Source organism: Methylobacterium sp. OAE515, from assembly GCF_041806315.1.
GTDB classification, from domain to species: domain Bacteria; phylum Pseudomonadota; class Alphaproteobacteria; order Rhizobiales; family Beijerinckiaceae; genus Methylobacterium; species Methylobacterium tardum.
Genome location: NZ_JBGMUV010000001.1, coordinates 3,847,305 through 3,872,938, shown reverse-complemented (window position 1 = coordinate 3,872,938; position 25,634 = coordinate 3,847,305). Strand labels below are relative to the sequence as shown.

Below are 25,634 nucleotides of genomic sequence, written 5' to 3'. Positions count from 1 at the left end.
GAAGCAGCGGGCGGCGCCGGCTATTCGGCGGCCGCGGCGGCGGCGGGGGGCTCGCGCTCCACCGTGCGGAAATTCTCGAGTTCCGCCAGGAAATTGCGCGCCCACCAGTCGACATCCTCGCGGGTCATGCGCTCGACCATCGGCTTCCAGCGCGCCAGCCGCTCCGCCTTCGGCATGTAGAGTGCGGCCCGGATCGCCTCGGCGACCTCGAACCGGTCGTAGGGGTTGATCAGCAGCGCCTCGGGCAATTGCCGGGCGGCACCGGCGAATTTCGACAGGACCAGCACGCCCGGATCGTCCTCGGACTGGGCGACCACGTATTCCTTGGCGACGAGGTTCATGCCGTCGCGCATCGGCGTGACGAGGCCGACCCGGGCCGCCCGGTAGAGGCCGGCGAGCACCGGGCGGGGATAGGCCTTGGTGATGTACTGGATCGGCGTCCAGGCCGGGTCGCCCAGCGAGCCGTTGATCTCGCCGACCTTCTCGTTCACGTCGCGGGCGAGCTGCTCGTATTCCGGCACCTCGCTGCGGGATTTCGGCGTGATCTGGATGTAGGTGACGTTGCCGCGCTGGTCGGGATTGGAGGCGAAGAAGCTCTCCACCGCCTCCATCCGCTCCGGCACGCCCTTGGAGTAGTCGAGCCGGTCGACGCCGATCAGCAGCTTGCGGGTGCGCAGGCCCGCGATGGTCTCGCGCACGACCTTGTTGGCATTGGCCCTCTCGGCCGCCTCCTTGAAGCCGGCGACGTCGATGCCGATCGGGAAGGCGCGGATCCGGGTGCGGCGGCCGTCGACCATCAGTGAGCCGCCGCCGAGCGGGATCGCCCGCTGGGTGTCGACGAGGTTGCGCTGCAGGTTCTGGACGTCCGCCTCGGTCTGCAGGCCGATCAGGTCGTAATCGACGATGGCGCGCAGCAACTCGCCGCTCGCCGGCAGAGAGTTGAACACGTCGGCGGCCGGCCAGGGGATGTGGTGGAAATAGCCGATCGGGTTGTCGAGCCCGAGACCGCGCAGCTCGGCCGCGAGCGGCAGCAGGTGGTAATCGTGCACCCAGATGATGTCGTCGGGCTCGACCAGCTTGGCGAGCGCGCGCGCGAAGGTCCGGTTGACGCGGCTGTAGCCAGCGTAGTCCGAGCGCGAGAAGGCGCCGAGCCCGAGCCGGTAATGCATGATCGGCCACAGGGCCCGGTTCGCGAAGCCGGCGTAATATTCCAGGTGGTCCTGCGGCGAGAGATCGACCACCGCGTACTGGACGCGGCCCCGGTCGATCAGGGTCGGCTCCTCGGAGGGCTCGTCCGTGATGGTGCCGCTCCAGCCGAACCACAGCCCCTCATAGGCCGTGAAGGCCTCCTTGACCGCGACGGCGAGGCCGCCCGCCGCCACCGCCTTGCCGCCCTCTTCCGGGACGGCGACGCGGTTCGATACGATCACAAGGCGTGCCACGCGGGTCGGCTCCGGATCAGGGGCGCGGGTCGGGTCGAGGATCTCGCCGCGCCTGCATCGGGACTTCAACTATATGTCAGAACGCGCGGAGGCTCTGCGCGATCCTTTGTTGTGTCTTGGGGCGACCCAAGCCGGGGCGACCCAAGCTGAGGCAACCCAAGCGTGAAGCCGGGCGCGGGTCAAGTCGAGGTCGTGCCGTTCCCCGACAGGGCGACCGCTCCGTCCCGAACCGAACCGGCTCGCGCCCCACCCGACGAGTCGGGCGGGGCGGCGTCGCGCAAGCGTGACGGTTCTGCCGGACGCTGCCTGAACGCGGACTGAGCGGTGCTGCGGACCGCCGGTGCGCGATGCGGTCCGGAGCGTCGAGTCCACCGGAACCGGTGTCACCCCAATCGGTTACTCAGCCATCGCGGGGGCCGCGGTCGCCGCGGCCGCCGCGAGCGGCGCCGACCCTGCGTCGCGAGGAGTGTTTTCGAGATGGCCGGCAACGAGTTACCGCAGGATACGCCCAAGGACACGCTCGCGGATCCGCTCCGCGAGACGTCGCACGCGACGGCGCATGAGGCGCCGCACGGGTCGGCGGATGAGCGCGCGCAGTGGCGCGCCCTGCAGGGCGATGTCGAGGGGCTGGCCGACGTGGCGGCGGAGCGCGGGCGCGGGCTCCTCGACGCGGCGCGGCTGCAGGCGCAGTCCTATGTCGAGCAGCGCAAGAGCGACGCGGCACAGTCGGTCCACGATCTCGCCCAGACGATCCGCAATTCCGGCCGCGACCTCGGCGACAAGCCGAACGTGCGCGCCTTCTTCGACAGCGCCGCCGACGGTCTGGAGCAGCTCGGCTCCTCGATCGAGCGCCGCAGCCTTGGCGACTTCTACAACGAGGCTGAATCCTTCGCCCGGCGTGCGCCGGTGGCGGTCGCGGTGGGCACCTTCGTGGCCGGCCTAATCGCCGCCCGCTTCATCAAGTCGTCGAGCCTGCCGCCGGAGGCGCCGGAAGGCGACGCCCGCGACAGCTTCCGGGCCTGACGTCATGGCCCAGGGTTCCGATCCGCGCCAAGCCAGTCCCTCTGCTGGCCCCTCCAGCATCCAGAGCCTGATCGGCGACGCCCTGCGGGAGACCAACGAACTCGCCCGCAAGGAGATCGCGCTGTTCCGCGCCGAGATGGCGGGCAACATCCGCCAGCTCATCGTGGGCCTGGCCTGCATGGTCGGCTCGGCGGTGTTCGCCGTGGTCGCCTTGCTGGTCCTGATCGGCGCCCTCGTGAAGTGGCTTGCCACGGTCGTGGGCTCCGAGTGGCTCTCCGCCCTGATCGTCGGTGGCGTGCTGCTGGTCATCGCCGTCGGGATGGCCCTGTGGGCGCGCAGCGTTCTCTCCCTCTCGACCCTGGCCCCGACGCGCACCACGCGCCAAGTTCGCCAGGATGCCCAGGCTTTGTCGGAGCGTGTGTCCGGATGAGTACGATGAACGACCTCGAGAAGGAGATCGAAGAGAGCCGTGCCCGGCTCGACGACACGATCGACCGCATCCAGGGGCGGCTCTCGGTGCCGAACCTCGTAGACGAGATGCTGGGCAATGCCCGGCGCGTGCCGGCCCTGAACAGCACCTACGATTCGGCCCTGGAGGCGGTGCGCCGCAATCCCGTGCCGGTGCTGCTGATCGCGGCCGGTGTCGGCCTGCTGTTCAACCGAATGGCGCGCGACGCACAGCGCCGCCGCACGGAGGTTTCGGCCGAGCGCGTGCCGACCCTGAACACCGGTGCGGCCCGCGGTTACGACCCCGATCTCCCGACGGTTCGCCCGGCCCGCGATCCGCTGGACAGGACCGAGATCTGACGACCGGGCGGGACCCGGGACGAGACCCACGCGCCCGGCTGGAAGGCCAGGCAAACCGGCGCCGAGCACGGACCGCCGAGACCGATATCTGAGGACAGCGCCATGACCGACAAGCCGGGCATCCCGACCACGCCCTCCAGCATTCCCGAGCAGCTCGCCGCCGAGGCCGCGATGCCGCATGGCTCCGGTGACAAGGGCCTGCGGCCAGATCCGGCCGGGCTCGGCGATCCGGGCGCGCCCGGCACCGCGGCGGGCGACTTCACCCTGCGACCGGACCCGCACGGCCGGCACGACCCGCTCCCCCAGGGCGCCACCCCCCTCTCGGCGGGCGGCACGTCCGGCACGACATCCGGTGGCTCGTCCTCGGCAGAGGATGGGGCGTCCGCCGCGAAGGACAGCGTCCGGGCGGCGAGCGACCGCGCCGCCGACCTCGCCGGGCAGGCGCGTCGGACCGTGTCGGACTTCGCCAACGACATCAACGACCGCCTCGGCGGTGCGGCCGATCAGGCCCGCGACCGCGCATCCGCGGCCTACGACGACGCCCGGGAACGGGCCGGCCTCCTCCACCGCCGCAACATGCGGGCACTGGACGACCTGACGAGCCAGGGGATCGACGGGATCCAGCGCGGCCGCACCACCGTCGAGCGGTTCGTGGACGACAACCCGCTGCTCGTCGGCGTGGTCGGCGTCGCCGCCGGCCTGCTGCTCGGCGCGCTGCTGCCGCGCACCCGCCAGGAGGACCGGAGCATCGGTCCCTGGGCCGACGAGGTGCGAGACCAGGGCCTACGCTACGCCCGCGAGGTGACCAATATCGGTCGCGAGTTCGTCCAGACCGCCCTCGATCCGGACAACCTCAACGCCGCCGCCCGCAAGGTGGCGGATCCGGACGGCCACAAGCCGCCGGAGGACGAGCGGACGCAGCACAACCTCTGATCCGCGGGCTGGAGCTTCGCTCTGTCAGGGCTCCCGGCACGGTCATCACGCGCGCAGCCAAGTGACCCAGCGTTGCGCGACGTCGAGAGGCGTCGCGTGGCCTGGGTTGCTTCGCTCCGCCCGCAAAGACGGCGTGGCGGATCGGAACATCAGCCCCGGTACAGCTCCGCATGCGCCTCGCGGAGCAGGTTCTTCTGGACCTTGCCCATGGTGTTGCGCGGCAGCTCGTCCACGAACAGGACGCGCTTGGGGCATTTGAACCGGGCGAGCCGACCCTCCAGGGCGGCCTGCACGCCGGCCTCGTCGGGGCATCCGGCACCGCCCACCACCACGGCGGTGACGGCCTCGCCGAAATCTGGATGCGCCAAGCCGATCACCGCGGATTCGACCACGCCCGGCAGCGCGTCGATCTCGGTCTCGACCTCCTTCGGGTAGACGTTGAAGCCGCCCGAGATGATCAGGTCCTTGCCGCGCCCGACGATGTGGACGTAGCCCCGCGTGTCGACCTTGCCGAGATCGCCGGTGATGAAGAACCCGTCAGCCCGGAACTCGGCCGCGGTCTTCTCGGGCATGCGCCAGTAGCCCTGGAACACGTTCGGGCCCTTCACCTCGATCATGCCGACCGAATCCGGGCCGAGCACGCGCCCGCCCTCGGGATCGACCACCCGCAGAGCGACGCCCGGCAGCGGGAAGCCGACCGTGCCGGCGACCCGGTCCCCGTCATAGGGATTCGAGGTGCTCATGTTGGTCTCGGTCATGCCGTAGCGTTCGAGGATGGCGTGGCCGGTCCGGGCCTGCCACTCGCGATGCGTCTCCGCCAGAAGCGGCGCCGAGCCCGACACGAACAGCCGCATGCCCCGGGCCGCCTCCGGCGTCAGGCCCGGCTCCTTGAGGAGGCGAGTGTAGAAGGTCGGCACGCCCATCAGGACGCTGGCCCGGGGCATCAGGCTCAGGATCAGCTTCGGGTCGAGCCGGGGCAGGAACAGCATGGATCCGCCGCTCGCCAGCACCGTGTTGGTCGCCACGAACAGGCCATGGGTGTGGAACACCGGCAGGGCGTGGATCAGCACGTCGTCGGCCGTGAACCGCCAGAATTCGACCAGGGTCCGGGCATTCGACGCCAGATTGTCGTGGGTCAGCATGGCGCCCTTGGAGCGCCCGGTCGTGCCCGAGGTGTAGAGAATCGCCGCGAGATCCTCAGGGCCCCGGGGGACGTCGGCGAACTCACCGTCCTGCCGGTCCGCGGCCTCGGCGGCGCTGCCGCCGCCCGCGGCGTCGAGGGTCCAGATCTGGCGGACCTTCGCGGCGGCCTCCGCCAGCGTGTCGCGCTTGCCGGGATCGCAGACGAACACGCTGGGCTCGGCGTCACCCAGAAAGTAGCCGATCTCCGCCGGCGTGTAGGCGGTGTTGAGCGGCAGGAACACCGCCCCGGCCCGGACCGCGCCGAGATACAGGAAGATCACCTCGGGGCTCTTCTCGACCTGCACGGCCACCCGGTCGCCGGGCTGGACGCCCGCCGCCCGCAGGGAAGCCGCGTAAGCGCCGGAGCGGGCGATCAGGTCCGCGTAGCTGTATCGGCGGCCCTCCGGCGTCTCGATCACAGTCTTGGCGAGATCGGGAACGCCGTCCCGCACCAGGGAGAAGAGATGGTTCGTCATCGTGAGGCTGAGCTATCACGGGCTGCGTGTCTCGCGCACCCATAGCCGCCTGGAGGGCCTTTGGGCGAGCCCTTTCAGGCGGCCAGCCGCTGCCGCGACGACAGGAAGGCGCCGTCCGGGGTACGCTCGGGGGCGAACAGCCCGAGACCGGTGGGCGCGGGCATGCCGACATAGATCGCCTCCATGCCGCGCCGCCCGTAGGCCTCGTGCCAGAACCCGGAGCCCTTGGAATCCCGGGAGAAGTCCCGCCACCATGTGCGGTGCGGCTCCGACCGGGTGAAGGTCTCCAGGCTCTCCAGATCGCGCCAGTACTGGCGCATGCCGACATGCGTCAGCCCGAAGAACAGGTTCTCGTGCGCCAGCAGCCCGTCCGGTTGGCTCCGCACCGAGGCGGCGATGCCGCGGCCGAGGCCCATCAGCGCGAGCAGGCCGCGCCAGCGGGCGACCCGGAAGCCGAGATACACGACCACAAGGTCGGGATAGCCGGAGAGATCCACGGACCGGCGGACGGGAGCGCCTTGCATGAGTCAGCCTCCTGGGCTTGTATGCAGTGTAAACATGCGGTGGTCTGCGTACAGTGTCAACATCGATTTCGGACAGGACCTATCACCATGGCGACCTGCGTGCGGCGCTGGTCGCGGCGGCCCTGGATCTCCTGGAGACGGCGGGCGAGGCCGCGTTGTCGCTGCGCGCGGCGGCCCGGGCCTGCGGCGTCTCGGCCATGGCGCCCTACCGTCACTTCGCCGACAAGGAGGAACTTCTCGAGGCCGTCGCGGCCCGCGGGTTCGCGGATCTCGCCGCCTGTCTGGAGGCCGCCGACAGCTCCGCGACGGGGGCCCAGGCGCTGGCCGCGCAGGGGGCGGCCTACGTGGCCTTCGCCTGCCGGCGCCCGGCCCTGTTCCGGCTGATGTTCATGAGGCCCTGCCGGACGCCGGGCAAATCGCGGGCCTACGGGATCCTGGAGGAGCGGGCGGCGACCCTGGCGGGCCCGGGGATGTCCGCCGAGGACCTGACGCTCGCCGCCTGGTCGCTGGTCCACGGGCTCGCCGCGCTGATCCTCGATCGCCGGGTGCCCCTGGAGGGCGCGGCCGCCGAGGCCGCAGCCCGGCGGATCACCCTGTCCTTCTCCCGGCTGACGGCGCGCGGCTGAATCAGGCCTCGGCGAGCACCACGGCCCGCGGCGGCGGCAGCTTGGCGCGCAGCTCCCGGGTCACCGCGGGGGCCGCGACCACGGTGCCGAGATTGGCGTAGGTCTCGTGGTTCCGCTCGATGGCGGCGAGGTCGTAGAGGTAGTTGACCATCAGGCCGTGCGACTGCGCGAGGCCCTTCCTGGAGGTGTCGCCCAGGAAGTTGATCCGGTCGAGGCGCGCGCCGTTGCCGAGATGGAACCGGGCCACCGGGTCGAGGGGGCGCCCGCGCTCGTTCTTGGCGCGCAGGAAATAGGCCGCCGCCGCGGGGATCAGCGCCCGGCGCACCGTCTCGGCTCGGGTCTTGTCGGCGGCCCAGTCCGGATCGTCCAGCGCCCGCAGGGTCTCGACATCCTCCGGCAGCAGGCCTTGCGGGCTGTCGGCGCGGCGCTCCCGCGCCAGCCACGCGGCGAAGCCCGGCACCGGCGACAGCGTCACGAAGGTCTTGAGCGTGGGGATCTCGCGGGTGAGATCCTCGACCACCTGCTTGATCAGGAAGTTGCCGAAGGTGACGCCGGCGAGCCCCTTCTGGCAGTTCGAGATCGAGTAGAACACCGCCGTGTTGGCCGCCTGCGGCTGCAGGGGCTTGCGCGCCTGCGACAGGATCGGGGCGATCGCCGAGGCGATCTCTCCGGTGAGCGCCACCTCCACGAAGATCAGCGGCTCGTCGGCCAGAGCCGGGTGGAAGAACGCGAAGCAGCGCCGGTCCGGCGGCTCGATCCGGGCGCGCAGGTCGTCCCAGTCCGCGATGGCGTGGACCGCCTCGTACCGGATGATCTTCTCCAGGATATGCGCCGGCGTAGTCCAGTCGATGTGGCGCAGCACCAGAAAGCCGCGGTTGAACCACGAGGCGAACAGGTGCTCGAAATCGCAATCGAGACTGTCGACCGCATCCATCAGGGCCGGGTCGGCCTCGTCGCCGGCGCGCAGCGCCCGGCGCAGGTCGAACAGGTCCTCGCGCATCCGCACGAGGCTGAGCGTCCCGCCACGGGCGAGGTTGAGGCGGCGGATCAGCTCCTGGCTGCGCGGCTCGGCGGCCTCGTGCAGGCTGCCGAGGCGGGCCCGCGACGGGGCGGCCCGGTAGGCGGCGATCGCCGCGTCGACGGCGGCGTGGTCCGCGTCGAAATCGAGGGCGATGGCCCGCAGGAAGGCGTGGCGCTCGGCCTGGCCGAAGCTGGCGTAGCGGTCGAGGATCAGGCGGGCCAGGGCCACGCCGGAGGCCTCGCCGCGCCGGGAAATCAGGTCCTCGCACAGCTTGACGAGGTCGCCGGCGCTCGCGCGGGACGCGATGTCGCCGCGCCCGATGCCGATCAGGTCGCGGCCGCGCTCGCTGATGGTCTGAAGCAGGTCGCCGAAGAAGGAGATCGCCGCCATGACCCTTGCACTGACCCCCGCCGGTTCGGACCTGAAGCGCCTCCGGCCCCGCGACACCGGCTCGTCGATCGGAGGCGTGCGGAACCGGGTCCGTGAACCGCCGGCCTCCGCGCGGAGGCCGGATCAGCCCCCCGATCCTGGGGGACATTCTACGGCGGCGCGCCGTCCGCGACCAGAGCTTGAGCGTCGCGGATGGCGGAAGCCCCATCCTGTCGGGCCGGGATGAAGGTCCTGTGACGGGCTGTGGCTCAGAGCCGCTCGGCCACGGTGGCGAGGTCGGCCCGTTCCCGCCAGTCGCCGACGCCGTGCTGACGGGCGAAGCGGAGCTCGGCGGCGCGGCGGGCGCGCTCGGGATCGCGCGCCCGTGTGATCTCGACCGAGCCGATCGTGAACGGCACCCCGAGGATCTCCTTGGCGAAGTCGACGCGGTAGTTCGGCATCCCGTACTCCCTGCTGCAGCGGTCCCGGATCCGTCCGCACGGAACGAAACCGCCCTCTCGCTCGTCATCCGGTGCGGAACCTGGATCGGCTCGACGCCCTGGACGTGACCTGCGGCGGCCGCTCGCATGCGGACGGCGTCAGCCGCGTCGATGGCATATGGTGCGGTGCCGGCCCGGGTGAAGGGCCTGCGGCGCGATGGAGCGTGCCGGCAGGGATGCGCCGCCGCGGCTTGCCGGGCGGCGCGCTCTGCCCGTATCGCTCGCGCCCTGCCCCATTCTCCCTGCCAGCTTCTTCCGGACACGGACCCAACCATGGCCTACCCGCGGCGGCGCGCCTGCCTGTTCCCGATCCAGCCGTGACGACGTTCCTCGACGCGAAGGCCCGGCTCGGCCTGACGCTGATCGCCGGCGGCGCCGTCGCCAACATCTACTACAACCAGCCGCTGCTCGGCCTGATCGTGGCCGAGTTCGGCGACCGCGCCGCCCTGTGGGTGCCCACCACGGCGCTGGTCGGCTACGGCCTCGGCATCGTCGGGCTCGTGCCGCTCGGCGACGCGCTGCCGCGCCGCGCCCTGATCGTGTGGCAGTGCCTTGGCCTCGCGGTGGCGCTGCTGGCCGTGGGCCTCGCCCCGAACCTCGCGAGCCTCGCGCTGGCGCACCTCATGGTCGGCGTGCTGGCCAGCGCGGCCCAGCAGGCGGTGCCGTTCGCGGCTGAGCTCGCCCCGGACGCGAGCCGCGGCCGGGTCGTCGGCCAGGTGATGACCGGGCTGCTCACCGGCATCCTGCTCGCCCGGACGGCGAGCGGCTTCCTGGGCGCGCATCTCGGCTGGCGGCCGGTCTTCCTCGTCGCCTCTCTGCTGGCGCTCGCCATGGCGGGCATCGCGCGGGCGACCCTGCCGCACACGGTCCAGACGCACCCGCTGCGCTACCGCGCCCTGATGCTGTCGATCCTCCACCTCGCCCGTACCCAGCCGGTCCTGCGCACCGCGAGCCTGTCGCAGGCGCTGCTGTTCGCCGGTTTCAACGCCTTCTGGGCGACCCTGGCGCTGCTGGTCGAGGGGCCGCCCTTCGGGCTCTCCGCCGCCGGGGCGGGGCTGTTCGGAGTGATCGGCGTCTGCGGCGCCTTCGTGGCGCCGATCTCGGGCCGCTTCACCGACCGGCGGGGGGCGAAGCCCGTGGTGCTCGGCGGCAGCCTGCTGGTCGCCCTCTCCTTCCTGGTGCTCTGGGTCGGGGGCACGTGGTCGCTGATCGCGGTGGCGTTCGGCGTACTGCTCATCGATATCGGCATGAACGGAGCGCTCATCGCCAACCAGACCCGGGCCTATGCGCTGGTCCCCGGCGCGCGGGGGCGCATCAACACCGTCCTGTTCACCACCCTGTTCGTGTTCGGGGCGCTCGGCGCCTATGCCGGCTCGCAGGCCTTCCTGCTCGTGGGCTGGCCGGGCGTCTGCGCGGTCGGCCTCGCCTTCTCGGCGCTGGCCGTGATCGTGGCGGCGCGCGACCCGCACCCGCCGGGCGTGCGGTCTACCTGAGCACCCGCGACAGCCGGCACCAGGCCCCCTTCCCGGCCGGCAGGCCGAACCGGAGGCGCTCCGGGCGCTCGGCGAAGCGCCGCACCGCGATCCCGGACGCCGCGAGTCGCCGGAAAAGGTCCGGCCCGTCGGGGAAGTCGGCGGTCCGGAACAGGCTCGTGCCGCCGACGATCCGGCCGCCGGCCCGGGCGATCATCCGGTCGAGGCGCGCCGCGTCCGCCGCGCGGTCCCGGGCGGCCTGCGCGCGCCACGCCGCGTCCGAGAGGGCCGCGCGTCCGATCGCCAGGGCGGGACCCGACACCGCCCAGGGGCCCAGCGCCGCGGCGATCCGGACCGCCGTGGCGGGATTGGCGATCGCGAAGCCGAGGCGCAGGCCGGCGAGCCCGTAGGTCTTGCCGAAGGAGCGCAGCACCACGAGACCCGGCGCCACGTCCGGTGCGGAGACGTGCGGGCACAGGCTCTCCACCGGCTCCAGGTCCGCGAAGGCCTCGTCGGCGACCAGCAGGCCGCCGCGGGCACGCAGCGTACCGGCCAGGGCGCGGCGCTCGGCGCCCGAAAAGGTTCGCCCGTCCGGGTTGTTGGGATCGACGATCACCGCCACCTGGGCGTCCCGGAGCCCCGCGACGGCCGCGACCTCGTCCACGGCGTGGCCGGCCCGCGCCCAGGCGGCGGCGTGCTCGGCATAGGTCGGGCCGAGCACCGCGACCCGGCTCGGCGCCAGGAGCCGGGGCAGGGTCTCGATCAGGATCTGCGTGCCGGGGGCGGGCACGACATGGGCCGCGTCCGGCGCGCCGTAGGCCGCGGCGGCCGCCTCCCGGAGCGCCCAAACCTCCGCGGCCTCGGGCAGCCGCGTCCAGGCGCTGGCCTCCACCGGCGGCACACGATACGGGACCGGGTTGATCCCCGTCGACAGGTCCAGCCAGGGCTCCGGCGCGTCGGGATAGGCCATTCGCAGCCCGCCGAGATCGCCGCCATGCGCGATCGGGGCGACCTCACGCGCGGGAACGCTCCACACCGAATGGTCCATCTGCCCGGTACGTTCGCCGATACGCTCGCCGTCCTCGCCGTCGCCCTCGGGATCGAGGCGGCGGCCGGCTATCCCGACGCGCTCTACAGGGCGGCCGGTCACCCTGTCACCTGGATCGGCCGGCTGATCGCCGCCCTGGAGCGCGGCCTCAACCGCGGCTCCGAACGCCGCCGCCGGATCGCCGGCTGCGTCGCGCTGGCCCTCCTGCTCGCCGTGGTGGGCGCGCTGGCCTGGGCGTTCACCGCACTCGCCGGCCTCTTGGTCGGCCCCCGGATCGGCCCCCTCCCCGCCGTGCTCCTCCTCGGCTTGATCTGCGCAAGCCTGCCGGCGCAGCGCAGCCTGCACCAGCACGTCGCCGCCGTGGAGCAGGCCCTGCGGACCGGCGGCCTCGAGGCGGGGCGCCGGGCCGTGGCGATGATCGTCGGGCGCGACCCCGAGCGCCTCGATGCGCCGGCCGTGTGCCGCGCCGCCATCGAGAGCCTAGCGGAGAATTTCTCCGACGGGATCGTGGCGCCGGCCTTCTGGATCGGCTGTCTCGGGCTGCCCGGGGGCGCCCTCTACAAGGCGATCAACACCGCCGACAGCATGATCGGTCACCGCACCCCGCGCTACGCCGCCTTCGGCTGGGCGGCGGCCCGGCTCGACGATGGTGTGAACCTGCCGGCCGCGCGGCTCGCCGGCCTGCTGATCGCCGGGGCGGCGGCCCTGCGCGGCGCCGACGCCCGGGGTGCGCTCCGGGCGATGGTGCGCGATGCGCGCCATCACCGCTCGCCCAATGCCGGTTGGCCGGAAGCCGCCATGGCCGGGGCGCTGGGCCTGCGGCTCGCGGGGCCGCGGGTCTACGACGGCACCCTCGTCCCCGACGCCCATATGGGCGACGGCCGCGCCGAGGCCACGGCCGACGACATCGCCCGGGCGCTGGCGCTCTACCGGACGGCCTGCTGGCTCCAGGGCGGCCTCGTGCTGGCGCTCCTCGCGCTGTGCCTGACCCTGGCGGGCTGAGCCACACCGTCGTCGCGAGCGGAGCGAAGCAATCCAGCTGCGCCACGCTGACGGAAAGCCCGCTGCCCTGGCTTGCTTCGCGCCGCTCGCAAAGACGGTGACATTCCCCGATCGGGCCTTGGCACGGCCCGCGCACCGGACGCATCGTGGCCGGACGGGGCTGGATGGGGGAGACGCCGATGCGCGCTGTGTTCGTGGATGCCAGCGAGACCCTGGCGGCGGTGGCCCGGCGGCTGCTGCGGCCGGACGATCCGCCCTTCGCGATCCACGCGGATCCCGGCATCACGCCGCAGGACCTGCCCGCGATCCTGGACGGGGCGGAGATCGCGGTGATCGACCACACCGCCCTCCCCGGCGACGTGGCCCGGGCCTGCGCGGGCCTGAAGCACGTGGTGTTCCTCGGCACCGGCGCGCGCAGCTACATGGACCCGGAGGCGCTCGCGGCCGAGCGCGGCATCGCGGTCCACACCATCAAGGGCTACGGCGACACGGCGGTCGCCGAATGCGCCTTCGCGCTGATGTGGGCCGCTGCCCGGGGCCTGCCCGAGATGGACCGGGCGATGCGCGCCGGATCCTGGCTGCGCACGGAGGGCATCCAGCTCACCGGCAAGACCGTCGGCCTCGTCGGGTTCGGCGGGATCGCCGCCGAGATGGCGCGGCTGTGCCGCGGTATCGGCATGCGGGTGCTCGCCTGGAACCGCACCCCGCGAACGCATCCGGGTGTCGACTTCGTCGCGCTCGAGCACCTGCTCGCCGAGAGCGACGTGGTGTCGCTCCACCTGCTCCTGACCGACGAGACCCGCGGCTTCCTGTCGGCCGCGCGGATCGCCGCGATGAAGCCCGGCGCGATGCTGGTCAACACCGCCCGCGGGGCGGTGCTCGACGAGGCCGCCCTGGTCGAGGCCCTGCGCGGCGGCCGCGTGGCGCGGGCCGGGCTCGACGTGTTCACGGTCGAGCCGCTGCCGGCCGATCACCCGCTGGCGGCCCTGCCCAACGTCACCCTGTCGGCGCACTCGGCGTTCCGCACGCCCGAGGCCAGCGACAACCTGATCGGCGCCGCCCTCGACCATTGCCGACGGATCGCCGCCGGTTGACGCGTCCTCAGTGCTCAGTACCCGGCATATTTGGGCGCGGGGTGTCGCCGTGATGGTGGATCACGCTGGAGCGTTCGGGGCTGCCCTTCGCGTCGGCGACCTGCTTGCGCGCCGCGGCGGCCAGGAACCAGACGGCGCCGAGCGTGCCGAAGGCGAGAATCAGAAGCGGGAATCCCTGGCTCATCGCGGTGCCTTCCTCAGCAGAGCCCCGCAGCCTCGCGGGTCCGCATTATCGTGCCGGAAACTCCGGCGTGAGGAAGGATAACGCACGAAGCCGTCCCGTGTTCAGGCAGGCCGCGCGCCCGTCGGAACCGCCCGCCGTGCCGCGTCCCGACGCAGGGCCGAGAGCACCACGAACATCAGGCCGGCGCCTACGGCCAGGCAGGCCGACAGGAACAGCATGGGCACGAGATTGCTCTGCGTCTGGTCGCGGATGAACGGTACGGCGTTCTGCGCGACGAAGCCGCCGAGATTGCCCACCGAGTTGATCGCCGCGATCCCGGCGGCCGCCGAGGCGCCGCGCAGGAAGGTCCCGGGCATCGACCAGAAGACCGGCTGGGCCGCGAAGGTCCCGGCCGCGGCCACGCACAGGCAGGCGAACTTCACCGCGTTGCCCGGCAGGACGACGCTGAGCGCGAGCCCGGCCGCCCCGACCAGAGCCGGCCCGACCACGTGCCAGGTCAGCGCGTTGCCCTCCGCGCCCGTGCGGGCGGCGTGACGCGGAACCCACCACAGGGCGAAGGCCGTGGCCATCCAGGGAATGATGTTGAGGAAGCCGTTCGTCAGGTTCGAGACGCCGAAGCCCTTGACCACGGTCGGCAGCCAGTAGCCGAGGCCGTAGGCGGCCAGAGGCAGCGAGACGTAGACCCCGGCGAGCATCAGCACCCGCCGGTCGAGGAGCGCCGCGAACGGGTTGCCGTGGTCGATATGGCCGCCATCCTCGCGCTCGGTGCGCAGCGTGCGGGCGAGCCAGTCGCGCTGGGCCTGCGACAGCCAGGGCGCGGTCTCGGGCCCGTCGGGCAGGACGACCAGCACCACCGCGGCCATGAGGATCGCCGGCGCACCGGTGGCCAGGAACACCCATTGCCAGCCCTGGAGGCCGAGGAGCCCGTCGAGGCCGAGCAGCGCGCCGCCGACCGCCGCCCCGACCGCGTTGGCGACCGCGCTGGCGATCATGAACCAGCCGATCATCCGCGCCCGGTGTGCTTGCGGGAACCACAGGGTCAGGGCGAACAGCACGCCGGGGAAGAAGCCGGCCTCCGCGGCGCCGAGCAGGAAGCGCAGCACGTAGAACATCGCCGTGCCCTGGGTGAAGCCGAGGAGCACCGTGACGATCCCCCAGGTGATCATGATCCGGGCGAACCAGATCCGCGCGCCGACCCGCTCCAGGAAGACGTTGGCCGGCACCTCGAACAGGAAGTAGCCGAGGAAGAACAGCGAGGCTCCGAGCCCGTAGGCGGTCTCGCTGAGGCCGAGGCTGCCAACCATCTCCAGCTTGGCGTAGGAGACGTTCTGCCGGTCGATATAGGCGATCAGGTAGAGCAGGCCGAGCAGCGGCATCAGCCGCAGCGTCACGGTCCGGACGGTGCTCGCGGCGAGATCTTCCCCGACGGGGGATGGCGTGGGCGGCATGGGGCGTTCCTCTGGGCGCGTGCGGCCCTTCGCGGCGGGACCGGCATTACACAGAGTAATCCCTGGCTCAGGCCGCGCCTACCGGGCAAGCGCCAGGAGGCGGTCGCAGTCGACATGGGCCGCGATGTGTCGCGCGAGGCCGTCCAGCGCCGCCTCGACCCCGGCCTCGTAGCCGGCGCCGTCCGAGGCCGACCCGAGGCGCGCGAGCCACGCCGCCCGCTGGGAATCGTCGGCGAACAGGCCGTGCACGTAGGTCCCGGCCACGCGCCCGTCCGCCGAGACCGCCCCGTCCAGGCGCCCGTCGGCGAAGCGCAGCAGCGGCCGGGCCGCGTCGGGCCCTTCGGTCGCGCCGATATGCATCTCGTAGCCCGAGAACGGCACGGCATCGGGCAGGCTCGTGCCGGTGACCGCGGCGAGGCGCTTCAAGGGGGTCATCACAGTCTCGACGTCGAGGAGCCCGAGGCCCGGCACCGTGCGCGGCGCGCCCTCGATCCCGTGCGGATCCGCGAGCGTGCGCCCGAGCATCTGGTAGCCGCCGCACAGGCCGAGCACCCGGCCGCCCCGCCGGACATGGGCGCGCAGGTCGATGTCCCAGCCCTCTTGGCGAAAAGCCTCCAGGTCGTCGATCGTGGTCTTCGAGCCCGGCAGCAGCACGAGGGCGGCCTCGGCAGGGATCGGCGTGCCGGGCCGGACCAGGACCACGGAGATGCCGGGCTCGGCCCGCAGCGGGTCGAGGTCGTCGAAATTGGCGATGCGTGGCAGCACCGGCACCGCAACCGTGACGGAGCCGGGCCCGCGCGCGTCCGAGCCCGCCAGGCCCAGCACGTCCTCGGCTGGCAGGCGCGTCGCGTCAGGAAAATGCGGCACGAGGCCGAGGGCCGCCCAGCCGGTCTTCTCGGCGATCAGCCGCATGCCGTCGGCGAACAGGCTCGGATCGCCGCGGAACCGGTTGACGAGGAAGCCGGCGATCATCGCGGCATCGCCGGGATCGATCACCGCCTTCGTGCCGACGAGGCTCGCGATCACCCCGCCCCGGTCGATGTCGCCGACCAGCACCACCGGCGTGTCGGTGGCCCGGGCGAAGCCCATATTGGCGATGTCGCCCGCGCGCAGGTTGACCTCGGAGGCCGAGCCCGCGCCCTCGACGAGGACCAGATCGGCCTCGTCCGCGAGCCGCGCGAAGCTGTCCAGGACGGCGCTCATCAGGCGGGGCTTCCAGGCCTGGTAGTCGCGCGCCTTCACGGTGGCGACCATCCGGCCCTGCACCACCACCTGGGAGCCGACCTCGCTCTGCGGCTTCAGGAGGACCGGGTTCATGTGCACGGAGGGCGGCACCCGGGCGGCCCGGGCCTGGAGCGCCTGCGCCCGGCCGATCTCGCCGCCGTCGGCGGTGACGGCGGCGTTGTTCGACATGTTCTGCGGCTTGAACGGCCGGACCCTCAGGCCCCGCTCGGTGAAGGCGCGCGCCAGCCCCGCCACGATCAGCGACTTGCCGACATCGGAGCCGGTACCCTGGATCATCAGGGCCTTCGCGCGCGGCGGGCTCAGAACTCGATTCCTTCCTGCGCCTTCACCCCGGCGGCGAAATGGTGCTTGACGCTGCCCATCTCGGTGACGAGGTCGGCGGCCTCGATCAGGGCCGGCTTGGCGTTGCGGCCGGTGACGACCACGTGGAGGTCCGTCCGGCGGCGCGTCAGCGCGGCCAGCACCGCGTCGAGGTCGAGATAGTCGTAGCGCAGCGCGATGTTCAACTCGTCGAGGACGAGCAGGCGGATCGCGGGATCGGCCATCAGGCCTTCGGCGACGTCCCAGGCATGGCGGCAGGCGGCGATGTCCCGGGCCTTGTCCTGGGTCTCCCAGGTGAAGCCCTCCCCGAGGGTGTGCCACACGACCCGGTCGCCGAAGGCCGCCACGGCGTGGCGCTCGCCGGTATCCCAGCCGCCCTTGATGAATTGAACCATGCCGACCCGCCAGCCGCGGCCGAGCGCCCGCAGCATCAGCCCCAGAGCCGCCGTGCTCTTGCCCTTGCCGGGGCCGGTATGGACCATGAGCAGGCCCTTCTCGAGGGTCTTGCCCGCCACCTCGGCGTCCTGAACGGCCTTGCGCTTCTCCATCTTCTCGCGGTGGCGGGCGGCATCGTCGATCATGGGGAGACTCCTGCGTCAGGGGCTCGATCGGGGGCTCGATCGGAGGCCTGCGGCTTCACGACCAGCGGCAGACCGGCCACGGTGAGCACGACCCGGTCGGCCTGCGCGGCGAGGTGCTGGTGGAGGCGGCCGGCGGCGTCGCGGAAGCGCCGGGCGAGGGCGTTGTCGGGTACGATTCCGAGTCCGACCTCGTTGCCGACCAGCACCAGTGGACCCCGCACGGCGGCGCAGGCCGCGCGCAGCCGCTCGGTCGCGTCCGCCACGTCGGCCTCCGCCAGGATCAGATTGGTGAGCCAGAGCGTGAGGCAATCGACCAGAACCGGCCCTTCGGACGCGGCGACCGCCTCCGGGAGCGCGAGCGGCACGTCGCGGGTGCGCCAGGCCCCGGCGCGCCGGGCGCGGTGCTGAGCGATGCGGTCGATCATCTCGTCATCGAAGGCCTGCGCGGTGGCGAGATACAGCCACGGGCCGGGGCAGGCTTCGATCAGCCCCTCCGCGTAGGCGCTCTTGCCGGACCGCGCCCCGCCGAGGACGAGGGTCATGCGAGGGGTGGGCTGTGGCATATTTCTCCATCGCCGCAACCCGGCGCGCGGTCAAACCTGGTTTCTGCCGCGCATGAGCGGTTGCCGGCCGCGCCCGCTCCGACTATAGAACGCCGGCCCAACCAGTGCGCCCTTCGTCTAGCGGTCCAGGACGTCGCCCTTTCACGGCGAAAACACGGGTTCGATTCCCGTAGGGCGCGCCAGTAAAATCAGGAACTGAGCTCGATTTTGCTGGCGCGGCGGCCTCAGTTCTGTCGCTGCCTGACCCTTCTGGCGGAGCACGCGTTGCGCCTCCAATCTCGGAAGGGACGTTGCTGAGCGACACGCAATGAGCTGTTCTGGAGCCTCTGGTTGAAGCAGGCCGGCCGAAGCGCCGGGGCAGGCCCATGACCCAACGCGCTGCCCTAGCTCGATCGCCTGCCGGGCGTGCTCCAAGGGGGCGCGGTGGATCGGGGCTATTCCATCCATCGCTTCCGGCAGCAGGTTCGAGAGGCCGGGGCAAAGCCCGAGGCGTGGCGGGCCATTGCCGCGCGCGACGAGAAAGCCGCCGCCCGCTGCAGCGGTATCCCCTGCCTCGCCGCTGCCCTCGATCACCTCACGTGACGACAGGCCCTGGTCCCGCGGGCCTGCCTTCCTAGCGGAAGCGGACCTTCGCCGACTGGGCGCTGGGGCGCCCCGCCGCCCAGGCCCGCGCCTGGGGCCGTGGCCGTCGCGGCGAGGGGCTGAGACCTGTCGACGGCCCCGGACGATCCGAGCCGGCCGGCTCAGAGCGTGGCGCTGGAACTGCGGGTGACCGGCGGCGGTGCCCAGGAGCCGTTCAGCAGGGCGTCCTTCGGCCAGTAGGTGCGCAGCATCAGGATGAAGGGCCCCTTCGGGGCTGGCAGCCAGTTAGATTCGCGTTGGGCGCCCGGGCTCTCGGCCTGGATGAGAAGGTCGACCGAGCCGTCCGGATTCGCCTTGAGATCGTCGCGCGGGCTGACCGAGTAGCGGTTGATCGGGTTCTCGACGAAGAAATAGTCCGCGTCGTACATCGTCAGCGACCAGAACCCGTCGACGGGCGGCAATTCGCCAGCGGGGAAGCGCATCACGTACGTGGAGGCGCCGGTCAGCCGCCGGCCTGCGGCATCGACCGTGGCCAGCGGGTAGACCGCGTCCTGCGGCAGGTTGCAGCCGAGTCCCACCGCAGTGACAAGGGCGCGCTGCAGGTAATCCTTGCCGTAATCGCCGCCCTCGGTCGTGAAGGTCCAGCCGTTCACGTGGCTGCCCGTCGCCCTCAGGTGGCCCATGATCCGAAGAATGGCCTCCTTCGGTGCCCGCTCGACCGCCTCGCGGATCGCGGGTGGTTGGCCTGACGGATCGAAGGGCTGGCCCGGCACGATGCCGAGCGAGGCCATCTTGGCGACCGGAACCCCGTCGGCGAGCGCCGGCGGGTTGTCCTTCATCAGAGTAGCCAGCAGGTTGAAGTAGGTCGCCGCGTCCATGCGGTTGACCTGCTCGCGCACGGCCGTCTTCGTATCGACGCTCGGATCGACCCGGCCTGCCGGCGGGGTGTACGGCTTGCCGGCCGCGCTCGCCGGGATGAGCCGGTACTGGTCCTGAAGCGCGTGCACGCCCCTGTAATCCTCGGGCGTGCCCGTGCAGTAGGTCCGGCCGAGGATCCAGATCAGGTTGGTCGGCGCCTGGATCAGCTTGGCGCCGGAGGGCACGCTGCCGCTCCAGCCTGGTCCGGCGATGAAGTAGGTCTGCGGCCCGGTTCCGGTCGTACGCTTGCCCGGCACGGCGAAGACGTTCGTCCAGGCGCTCAGCATCGGCATGAGGTAGTAGCGACCGTCCTCCTCCGGGATGCTGAGAAGGTGCGGTTCCGTCCCGAGATCGACGAAGGCGCTGGAGTAGAGCGTGTCGGCATTGGGTGCGGTCACAGCCCGGAACTTCGCGTCCGGATACGCGCGCATATTGGCGAACTGGCCCATCGGGGCGCCCTTGCCCTCCGGCGCGGCCACGTTGGTGAGCACGCGCCTCGTCATCTCCAGCGTGACGAGCGGATAGCCGTAGATGTAGGCGTCCACCGCCATCGCGAGGGGATCCGCGACCGCATGGGGGCCGATGAGCGGTGCGTCCTGTGCCGTGCTCTGCGCCCGGGCTACGGGCAGTCCCGAGCCGGCAAAGGGGAGCGTTGCAGCGCCTGCGGCGAAGATCCGTCTGGTGACATCCATGACCGTCTCCCGGGACTTGCCCGCTCAGGCAGGCGGCTTCAGGGGAAAATCCCCATCCCCTCTGACCCGTGTCGGATGTTGCGCGCCCGCGCCGGACCAACGTCGCCCACCGTCGGCACGACGCGGATACATTTCGGGCGCCACACCGGATCGCAGCGCGCGGCAGCATACCGAGGCTGAGCAAGGCAGCTTGATCGAATGGGACCGCGGCCCGGTTTCGGCCCGGACGTGCAGAGGAGGTCTGACGTTCCGAGAGGGCGGGCCTGTGTGGAAGGCTCCGGACGACCGCTTGCAACGCCCGCCTCACTGGTTTGCCAACCCTCCACGGTGGACGCGGCCGGCCCGCTTCTGGCCGAGGCAGTCCCGGGGCTGTCGATGAGCTCTCGAGGGACGCCACCTGCGCGCCTTTTCGATTAACGTCTTGGCGCGCCGATCGCATTCTGGATCAACTTACGAGAGGGCGCCATTTATCAACCGCTAACGCCGCGCACTTTAAATTCTGTCGCCGGTCAACAGGGTGCCGAACTTTCACGCTCTGGATATTTGTCGCGCAGTATAGGCTGTCCGTCCCAAGGTTTCGCCTTGGCATCATCGACGGGAGAGTCTCTGTGGCGTTCGCATATGTATCGGGCGGTCTCTTGATGCTCGGCGCGCTGACGGGCGTAGCCGATGGAGCCTTCGCGGCTTGCAATGTCCAGCTCCATATTGCGAATACATGTCTCGGGAATTTCAAGTCAGCCACGGGGCGCGGCGGCGATCTTCTGAAAACGACGGAAGAACGTATCAGCGCTGATGTGACCGTCGGGACATGTTCATCTCGTGAACGGGCCGAAATTGCCCGCGCCTCGTGGGATGCCGGGGAGAAAGCGCTTCAGCTCTCCAAGAGCGGTCAAGTTAAATCGACGGGTGAAGCCCAGAATGTTTGCCTGACGTCTGCTCGCAGCTACCCCAACTAGAACGTTTTCATCAATCGCTGGGGGCTGGCACGACGTTTCCGGGTCCAGGTTCGGGATGCGAGCCGAGATCGTGCCGCCAATCCCACGGGCCGCTCATGGTCCTCGGGTCCGTCTCCACCGAGCCGGAGCGCCGGCCCGAAGGTGACGTCAAGGGCTGCCAGTGCGCGGTGCGCCGATCGTCCAGGCGGTCCCCCGATATCCGCTTGAGCCGCTCAGCGATCGTGACATCGCCGAGCCATTCCGGGTGCGGGTCTGGACGTGGGCTGCTCCGCGCCCCATCGCGGGATCCTCCCCCACGCCCTCACCATCCAGCGCTGGCCGTGCGGCTTCCGCATCTTGCGGTGCGCATCGCGATGAGGACCTTACGTGCGCGGACATTGATCGATGTCCGGGCCAGCGCGGGAGGGAAAAGGATGTCATCGGGCCTTTGCAAGTCCGCCCTCCCCCACCGCGCGGCTTTGAAGGCCCGGGCCGCGTGGACCGTCGTCGCGCTCGCGTGTCTGGACGTGCAAACACCTGCGATCGGAGACGACACGATCAGCATCGATCCCTCCGATCTGGCCCATACAGCGAAATTAACCTTCTCGGATGAGTTCGATACCCTCAGCCTCTGGGACGGCAGCGGCGGCACATGGGACACGACCTACTGGTGGTCTCAGGGCAAGAATGGCGTCACCCTCGCGTCGAACCACGAGCAGCAATGGTACATCGACGCCCGCTACGCGCCGACGGCTTCCGTGAGGCCCTGGTCCGTCTCGAACGGGATCCTGAGCCTGGTCGCCGCCCCCGCCGATCCGAAGCTCCGCCCCCTGATCAACGGCTACGCCTACACCTCGGGCATGCTCACGACCTATCGCGCCTTCACGCAGCAGGGCGGCTACTTCGAGATGCGTGCGAAGCTGCCGGCGGGCCAGGGCATCTGGCCGGCCTTCTGGATGCTGCCGGCCGATGGCTCCTGGCCGCCTGAACTCGACGCGATGGAGATGCTGGGTCACGACCCTGCGACCATCTTCATGACCGTGCACTCGCAGGCCACAGGCACGCATACCCAGGCGCAAGGATCGGCCAAGGTTCCCGAAACCTCGGCAGCCTTCCACACCTACGGCGTGCTGTGGGAAGCCTCCAAGATAACGTGGTCCTTCGACGGCCAGCCCGTCTACACGACGACACCGCCGAGCGACCTCAACAAGCCGCTCTACATCCTGGTCAATCTGGCGGTCGGCGGGGACTGGCCGGGGAGGCCGGACGTTACCACGCCGTTCCCGGCGGTCTACCAGATCGACTACGTCCGCGCCTACGCGCCGCTCGGCACGAGGACGCGCTAGGCGGCCTGCGCGCTCCGACCGAACATCCGCGACCAGACCCCGCCCGCGATGGCGGACTTGTCGAGGTCGTGGATGTCCTGGCTGTAGCGGCCCGTGTAGAGCTTGACGATCATGCGGTCGCGGCACGCGCCGTCGAGCGTGTAGCTGAATTTCACGCAGACAGGCTTGCCCGCCTCCGACTGCACGACCTTCTCGACTTTGCAGCGCAGGTGCGGGAACGCGTCCATCTCGATCCACATATGCTCGCCGCTGCGCAGGTCCGGAGGCGTGGCGAACTCCGCGATTCCTCCCTCCAGCGAGAGGCTGACGATGCGCGCCTCACGGTACGTCTCACTCACCCCGAGCACGAGCGCGCGCTCGTTGGTGGAGAACGACTCCACGAGGGGGCGCGGCTTCTCGAAGCAGATCAGCGATGCGATCATCAAGACCACGATGTTGACCACGGCCCAGTAGGCCGAGACCACCGAGAACTCGCCCTCACCGATGCGCGACCATTCGGGTACGATGTTGACGATGAGACCCAGCGACGTGACCGCGATCCAGAAGGCGATCGAGAAGAACGTGTAGGCGTCGAACGCGGATTCCTCGTTGCCCGAGCCCTTGGGCGTGACCTTGAACGGCACACCGAACGGCTTGATCAGGCTGGAGAGCACGACGGGCAACATGCGGAAGGTCGCGAAGGTGCCGACGGCCGAGGAGATCAGGGGCAGGTAGCGCGTCGGCGTGAGCCAGCCCATCAGCAGGAAATAGCCGACCAGCACGGGAAGCTGGTAGCGCACGATGTCCGCCGTGCCGGTGAAGTAGAGCGGAGCCGCCCCGGTCCACAGGTAGATGGCGGGCACGATCAGGATGACGAAGCGGACGGTGTACTGCACCAACCAGGACAGGGGGATGAACATCACCCGCTGGAAGAGGTTGAGGCCGGGACCGCGCAGCGGGCCGTTATGGAGGTAGATCGTCTGGATGCCGCCCCGGCACCAGCGCCCGCGCTGCACGAAGTAGCCCTTCAGGTTCTCGGCCGCGAGACCCATCGACAGCCGCTCATTGAGGTATCGGGTCTTGTAGCCCCTGTTGAGCATCGCGAGGGTGGTGAGCAGATCCTCGGTGATCGAATCGTGCGGGAAGCCGCCGATCGCGTCGATGGCGCTTCGCCGAGCGATCGAGCAGGAGCCGCAGCAGAAGCTCACGTCCCAGGCGTCGCGCGATGTGGCCATCTCATCGAAGAACAGCCGCTGCTCATCGGGCCAGACCTTCTCGAGACTGAGGTTCGACTGCACCGGGTCCTTGTTGAAGAAGTGCTGCGGCGTCTGCACAATGCCGATGGTCGGATCCTGGAAGAAGGGCAGCGTGCGGCGCAGGAAGTTGCGGTAGGGAACGAAATCGGCATCGAAGATCGCGACGAACTCACCCGACGAGACCGTCAGGCCGTTGTTCATGTTGCCCGCTTTGGCGTGGCTGTTGTCCGGGCGCGTGACGTGGATCGCGCCCTTCGACTCGCAATACTCCCGCAGCCAGTCGCGGCGCTTGTCGTCGAGGACATAGACTTTCAGCTTGTCGCGCGGGAAGTCGAGCGCGAGAGCCCCGACGATGGTCCGTTCCAGGACGTCCAGAGGCTCGTTGTAGGTCGGGATGAACACGTCGACGGTGGGCAGGCCGTCGGAGGGGCGGGCGAAGAAATCGCGCTCCAGGCGGTCAGCCTCGGCGTGCCGATCCACGTAGCGGCTCATCGCCACGAGGAAGAGCAGGATGTCGGCGAAGGCGCCGATCTCGACGCAGAACACGAACCACGTCCAGAAGAAGCCGAAGCTTCGGTCCGCCGGGTAGGGCAGCACGGTGTGGAAGAAGCGCCACCCGAGATAGCGCACGGCGACAAGCAGCACGAAGGTGCAGGTGATCGCGCGCGTCCACGTGCGGTCCCGGGGCCAGTTCAGGGTGAAGAGGAAGAAGAAGGCCGCGACGAACAGCGTCGGTCCGAGGTTTACGAGATGCTGAACCACAGGCCCTTCACCCAGTTCACGATGGGATCGAGCGCGGTTTGCAGGGACGATCCGGCACGCGCGAACCGGACCTGAACCGTGCGGCCGACCTGACAGAAGTTGGCGTAGTCGGTCTGCATATCGCTCGGGTCGAGCGCGACCCGGATGCGCGCGTTCTTGCCCCGGCTCTGCGGCGGGATGGCTGCCAGCACCGTCTCCTCGACGGCGGCGGCCGACCCGCGCACCGACACGACCCGGCCTCCGATCACCTGGGACGTTCCGAGCAGCCGCACGTCGGCCCTGTCGCCCGGCTTGATCTCATCGTAGTTCACCTCGTCCACGAGGATGTCCACGAACAGGTCGCGGCAGTCGAGCAGGCGCATCAACTCGTTGCCGACCAGCACGTTCGAGCCCGCCACGACGTTGTTGCGCCAGATCACCCCCTTGAAGGGAATCTGCACCGCGACGAAGGAGAGCCGGTCGTTGCGGGAGCGCTCCAAGGAGAGCTGGAGGCTCAACTGCTGGGTGCGCGCCTTCTCGATCCGAATCTGCGCCTCGACGTTGGCAAGCTGGATCGTGACCTCGTCGGTGCGCTGCTGCGAGTAGGGCACGTCATTGCGGCCCTCGCCCACGAAGGTGCCGCGCTTGAGCGCGTCCAGCTGGCGCTGGAGCCGCTCCAGTTCGGCCTTGGCGATGTTCTGCTCGCTGCTGGCGCCGACCGAGGCGGCGCGGGCCTGCTCGACCGAACTGCCGGCCACCACGCCGGTCGCGCCCAGCGTCTGCTTGCGCGCGAGGTCCGCCTCGGCGGACGTCTTGTTCGCCTGCGCCGCTGCGATGCGCTGCTGACGGATGACGATCTCTTGCTGGATGCTCGTGATGCTCGCCTGCTGATATTCCTTGAGGCGGCCCACGAGATCGGTTTTCAGCGCGGACAGGTCCTTCGCCTGCATTTCCAGAGCGCGCAGCTTTTCTTTCGATGCGCCCAGATCTGCATCCAGCTGCGCCTCGGCGGTCCGCGCGATGCGGTCGTTGTTGATGAAGAACACCGAGGTATCCTCGGGCAGCGCCGTGCCGACCTTCGGTGGCGTATCGGAGACGACGCCCTCGATGGGCGCCGAGACGAGGGCGAAGCGGGCGTTCACTGTGCCGTCGAGGCTGGTGTAGCCCGTGAAGCTTGGTAGGACAGCAAGGATGGCAGCACTGAGGAGGAGCACGCCGACCAGCACGCGCATCCAGCGACTGTTCCAGGGCATTCGTAGCCTCAGCTCTGTATGATTGTTTGCAAAGCTGGTACCGATTCTATCCGTCTCGGGCACAACTATCC

24 protein-coding genes and 1 tRNA gene are annotated in these 25,634 nt (G+C 70.5%); 11 read left to right on the top strand and 14 right to left on the bottom strand.

The annotated features are described in order from the left end of the window. Positions 1–20: 20 nt before the first annotated feature. Positions 21–1,442, bottom strand: a complete 1,422-nt coding sequence (locus tag ABIE45_RS18875; protein ID WP_192709417.1) for a trehalose-6-phosphate synthase — start codon at positions 1,440–1,442, stop codon at positions 21–23. A gap of 477 nt (positions 1,443–1,919) precedes the next feature. Here ABIE45_RS18875 and ABIE45_RS18870 point away from each other — a divergent pair, with 477 nt between their 5' ends. The 4 genes from ABIE45_RS18870 to ABIE45_RS18855 all read left to right on the top strand — a co-directional run bounded on the left by ABIE45_RS18870 (position 1,920) and on the right by ABIE45_RS18855 (position 4,205). After that, complete coding sequence (locus tag ABIE45_RS18870) at positions 1,920–2,465, top strand: hypothetical protein (RefSeq protein ID WP_192709416.1); 546 nt, start codon at positions 1,920–1,922, stop codon at positions 2,463–2,465. 4 nt (positions 2,466–2,469) lie between these two features. Beyond that, complete coding sequence (locus ABIE45_RS18865; RefSeq protein ID WP_192709415.1) at positions 2,470–2,895, top strand: phage holin family protein; 426 nt, start codon at positions 2,470–2,472, stop codon at positions 2,893–2,895. 5 nt (positions 2,896–2,900) lie between these two features. After that, on the top strand, positions 2,901–3,272 hold the full coding sequence (locus ABIE45_RS18860; RefSeq protein WP_192709414.1) for a DUF3618 domain-containing protein: 372 nt from the start codon (positions 2,901–2,903) through the stop codon (positions 3,270–3,272). A gap of 102 nt (positions 3,273–3,374) precedes the next feature. Next, positions 3,375–4,205, top strand: coding sequence for a hypothetical protein (locus ABIE45_RS18855; protein ID WP_192709413.1), 831 nt, complete (start codon positions 3,375–3,377; stop codon positions 4,203–4,205). A gap of 149 nt (positions 4,206–4,354) precedes the next feature. On the opposite strand, the gene ABIE45_RS18850 is transcribed toward ABIE45_RS18855, so the two are convergent. After that, positions 4,355–5,863: a malonyl-CoA synthase gene (locus tag ABIE45_RS18850; protein ID WP_192709412.1), complete on the bottom strand. Its 1,509-nt coding sequence runs from the start codon at positions 5,861–5,863 to the stop codon at positions 4,355–4,357. Positions 5,864–5,937: 74 nt separating this feature from the next. Continuing rightward, complete coding sequence (locus tag ABIE45_RS18845; protein WP_192709411.1) at positions 5,938–6,387, bottom strand: monooxygenase family protein; 450 nt, start codon at positions 6,385–6,387, stop codon at positions 5,938–5,940. A gap of 53 nt (positions 6,388–6,440) precedes the next feature. Here ABIE45_RS18845 and ABIE45_RS18840 point away from each other — a divergent pair, with 53 nt between their 5' ends. Next, positions 6,441–7,013 carry a TetR/AcrR family transcriptional regulator gene (locus tag ABIE45_RS18840; protein ID WP_373622464.1) on the top strand — a complete coding sequence of 191 codons (573 nt, stop codon included), beginning with the start codon at positions 6,441–6,443 and terminating at the stop codon, positions 7,011–7,013. Between the two features lies 1 nt (position 7,014). Here the strand turns inward: ABIE45_RS18840 and ABIE45_RS18835 are convergent, their stop codons facing one another. Together ABIE45_RS18835 and ABIE45_RS18830 are read right to left on the bottom strand one after the other, a co-directional pair. Next, positions 7,015–8,424, bottom strand: coding sequence for a malonyl-CoA decarboxylase (locus ABIE45_RS18835; RefSeq protein WP_192709410.1), 1,410 nt, complete (start codon positions 8,422–8,424; stop codon positions 7,015–7,017). Positions 8,425–8,672: 248 nt separating this feature from the next. Next, positions 8,673–8,864, bottom strand: a complete 192-nt coding sequence (locus tag ABIE45_RS18830) for a hypothetical protein (RefSeq protein ID WP_192709409.1) — start codon at positions 8,862–8,864, stop codon at positions 8,673–8,675. Positions 8,865–9,220: 356 nt separating this feature from the next. Here ABIE45_RS18830 and ABIE45_RS18825 point away from each other — a divergent pair, with 356 nt between their 5' ends. Beyond that, complete coding sequence (locus ABIE45_RS18825) at positions 9,221–10,396, top strand: MFS transporter (protein WP_192709408.1); 1,176 nt, start codon at positions 9,221–9,223, stop codon at positions 10,394–10,396. Here ABIE45_RS18825 and cobD read toward each other — a convergent pair. After that, the gene (gene cobD / locus ABIE45_RS18820) at positions 10,389–11,423 is read right to left on the bottom strand and encodes a threonine-phosphate decarboxylase CobD (RefSeq protein ID WP_192709407.1); all 1,035 of its coding nucleotides are present in this window, start codon (positions 11,421–11,423) and stop codon (positions 10,389–10,391) included. The two genes, ABIE45_RS18825 and cobD, sit on opposite strands and share 8 nt — an antisense overlap. Here cobD and cbiB point away from each other — a divergent pair. Beyond that, a complete protein-coding gene (gene cbiB, locus ABIE45_RS18815; RefSeq protein ID WP_192709406.1) occupies positions 11,415–12,425 on the top strand; it encodes an adenosylcobinamide-phosphate synthase CbiB in 1,011 nt (336 codons plus the stop codon). The two genes, cobD and cbiB, sit on opposite strands and share 9 nt — an antisense overlap. A gap of 179 nt (positions 12,426–12,604) precedes the next feature. Then, positions 12,605–13,519 (top strand): NAD(P)-dependent oxidoreductase, encoded by a 915-nt coding sequence (locus ABIE45_RS18810; protein ID WP_192709405.1) that lies wholly within the window; start codon positions 12,605–12,607, stop codon positions 13,517–13,519. A gap of 7 nt (positions 13,520–13,526) precedes the next feature. On the opposite strand, the gene ABIE45_RS18805 is transcribed toward ABIE45_RS18810, so the two are convergent. The 5 genes from ABIE45_RS18805 to cobU all read right to left on the bottom strand — a co-directional run bounded on the left by ABIE45_RS18805 (position 13,527) and on the right by cobU (position 17,861). Beyond that, positions 13,527–13,703, bottom strand: coding sequence for a hypothetical protein (locus ABIE45_RS18805; RefSeq protein ID WP_192709404.1), 177 nt, complete (start codon positions 13,701–13,703; stop codon positions 13,527–13,529). A 101-nt stretch (positions 13,704–13,804) separates the two neighbouring features. Continuing rightward, positions 13,805–15,151, bottom strand: a complete 1,347-nt coding sequence (locus ABIE45_RS18800; protein ID WP_192709403.1) for an MFS transporter — start codon at positions 15,149–15,151, stop codon at positions 13,805–13,807. A gap of 78 nt (positions 15,152–15,229) precedes the next feature. After that, positions 15,230–16,672 carry a cobyric acid synthase gene (locus tag ABIE45_RS18795; protein ID WP_192709402.1) on the bottom strand — a complete coding sequence of 481 codons (1,443 nt, stop codon included), beginning with the start codon at positions 16,670–16,672 and terminating at the stop codon, positions 15,230–15,232. Between the two features lie 23 nt (positions 16,673–16,695). Then, on the bottom strand, positions 16,696–17,298 hold the full coding sequence (gene cobO / locus ABIE45_RS18790; RefSeq protein ID WP_192709401.1) for a cob(I)yrinic acid a,c-diamide adenosyltransferase: 603 nt from the start codon (positions 17,296–17,298) through the stop codon (positions 16,696–16,698). Continuing rightward, positions 17,295–17,861: a bifunctional adenosylcobinamide kinase/adenosylcobinamide-phosphate guanylyltransferase gene (cobU, locus tag ABIE45_RS18785; RefSeq protein WP_192709400.1), complete on the bottom strand. Its 567-nt coding sequence runs from the start codon at positions 17,859–17,861 to the stop codon at positions 17,295–17,297. Before cobU ends, cobO begins: the two co-directional genes overlap by 4 nt. Before the next feature lie 106 nt (positions 17,862–17,967). Here cobU and ABIE45_RS18780 point away from each other — a divergent pair. Next, a tRNA-Glu gene (locus ABIE45_RS18780) sits at positions 17,968–18,043 on the top strand. Between the two features lie 561 nt (positions 18,044–18,604). Here ABIE45_RS18780 and ABIE45_RS18775 read toward each other — a convergent pair. Next, the gene (locus ABIE45_RS18775; protein WP_192709399.1) at positions 18,605–20,053 is read right to left on the bottom strand and encodes a DUF1254 domain-containing protein; all 1,449 of its coding nucleotides are present in this window, start codon (positions 20,051–20,053) and stop codon (positions 18,605–18,607) included. Between the two features lie 608 nt (positions 20,054–20,661). Here ABIE45_RS18775 and ABIE45_RS18770 point away from each other — a divergent pair. Beyond that, positions 20,662–21,009 (top strand): hypothetical protein, encoded by a 348-nt coding sequence (locus tag ABIE45_RS18770; protein ID WP_192709398.1) that lies wholly within the window; start codon positions 20,662–20,664, stop codon positions 21,007–21,009. A 413-nt stretch (positions 21,010–21,422) separates the two neighbouring features. Then, positions 21,423–22,334, top strand: coding sequence for a glycoside hydrolase family 16 protein (locus ABIE45_RS18765; RefSeq protein WP_192709397.1), 912 nt, complete (start codon positions 21,423–21,425; stop codon positions 22,332–22,334). Here ABIE45_RS18765 and ABIE45_RS18760 read toward each other — a convergent pair. Next, positions 22,331–24,331: a glycosyltransferase gene (locus ABIE45_RS18760; RefSeq protein ID WP_192709396.1), complete on the bottom strand. Its 2,001-nt coding sequence runs from the start codon at positions 24,329–24,331 to the stop codon at positions 22,331–22,333. The two genes, ABIE45_RS18765 and ABIE45_RS18760, sit on opposite strands and share 4 nt — an antisense overlap. Continuing rightward, positions 24,313–25,563 carry an HlyD family efflux transporter periplasmic adaptor subunit gene (locus ABIE45_RS18755; RefSeq protein WP_192709552.1) on the bottom strand — a complete coding sequence of 417 codons (1,251 nt, stop codon included), beginning with the start codon at positions 25,561–25,563 and terminating at the stop codon, positions 24,313–24,315. The genes ABIE45_RS18760 and ABIE45_RS18755 overlap by 19 nt, the downstream gene beginning before the upstream one ends. Positions 25,564–25,634: the final 71 nt, after the last annotated feature.

Coding starts and splice junctions, on each gene's coding strand:
- ABIE45_RS18870 (WP_192709416.1), top strand. CDS start 1,920: ATGGCCGGCAACGAGTTACCGCAGGATACGCCCAAGGACACGCTCGCG.
- ABIE45_RS18865 (WP_192709415.1), top strand. CDS start 2,470: ATGGCCCAGGGTTCCGATCCGCGCCAAGCCAGTCCCTCTGCTGGCCCC.
- ABIE45_RS18860 (WP_192709414.1), top strand. CDS start 2,901: ATGAACGACCTCGAGAAGGAGATCGAAGAGAGCCGTGCCCGGCTCGAC.
- ABIE45_RS18855 (WP_192709413.1), top strand. CDS start 3,375: ATGACCGACAAGCCGGGCATCCCGACCACGCCCTCCAGCATTCCCGAG.
- ABIE45_RS18850 (WP_192709412.1), bottom strand. CDS start 5,863: ATGACGAACCATCTCTTCTCCCTGGTGCGGGACGGCGTTCCCGATCTC.
- ABIE45_RS18845 (WP_192709411.1), bottom strand. CDS start 6,387: ATGCAAGGCGCTCCCGTCCGCCGGTCCGTGGATCTCTCCGGCTATCCC.
- ABIE45_RS18835 (WP_192709410.1), bottom strand. CDS start 8,424: ATGGCGGCGATCTCCTTCTTCGGCGACCTGCTTCAGACCATCAGCGAG.
- ABIE45_RS18830 (WP_192709409.1), bottom strand. CDS start 8,864: ATGCCGAACTACCGCGTCGACTTCGCCAAGGAGATCCTCGGGGTGCCG.
- cbiB (WP_192709406.1), top strand. CDS start 11,415: ATGGTCCATCTGCCCGGTACGTTCGCCGATACGCTCGCCGTCCTCGCC.
- cobD (WP_192709407.1), bottom strand. CDS start 11,423: ATGGACCATTCGGTGTGGAGCGTTCCCGCGCGTGAGGTCGCCCCGATC.
- ABIE45_RS18810 (WP_192709405.1), top strand. CDS start 12,605: ATGCGCGCTGTGTTCGTGGATGCCAGCGAGACCCTGGCGGCGGTGGCC.
- ABIE45_RS18805 (WP_192709404.1), bottom strand. CDS start 13,703: ATGAGCCAGGGATTCCCGCTTCTGATTCTCGCCTTCGGCACGCTCGGC.
- ABIE45_RS18800 (WP_192709403.1), bottom strand. CDS start 15,151: ATGCCGCCCACGCCATCCCCCGTCGGGGAAGATCTCGCCGCGAGCACC.
- ABIE45_RS18795 (WP_192709402.1), bottom strand. CDS start 16,672: ATGATCCAGGGTACCGGCTCCGATGTCGGCAAGTCGCTGATCGTGGCG.
- cobO (WP_192709401.1), bottom strand. CDS start 17,298: ATGATCGACGATGCCGCCCGCCACCGCGAGAAGATGGAGAAGCGCAAG.
- cobU (WP_192709400.1), bottom strand. CDS start 17,861: ATGCCACAGCCCACCCCTCGCATGACCCTCGTCCTCGGCGGGGCGCGG.
- ABIE45_RS18775 (WP_192709399.1), bottom strand. CDS start 20,053: ATGGATGTCACCAGACGGATCTTCGCCGCAGGCGCTGCAACGCTCCCC.
- ABIE45_RS18765 (WP_192709397.1), top strand. CDS start 21,423: ATGTCATCGGGCCTTTGCAAGTCCGCCCTCCCCCACCGCGCGGCTTTG.
- ABIE45_RS18755 (WP_192709552.1), bottom strand. CDS start 25,563: ATGCCCTGGAACAGTCGCTGGATGCGCGTGCTGGTCGGCGTGCTCCTC.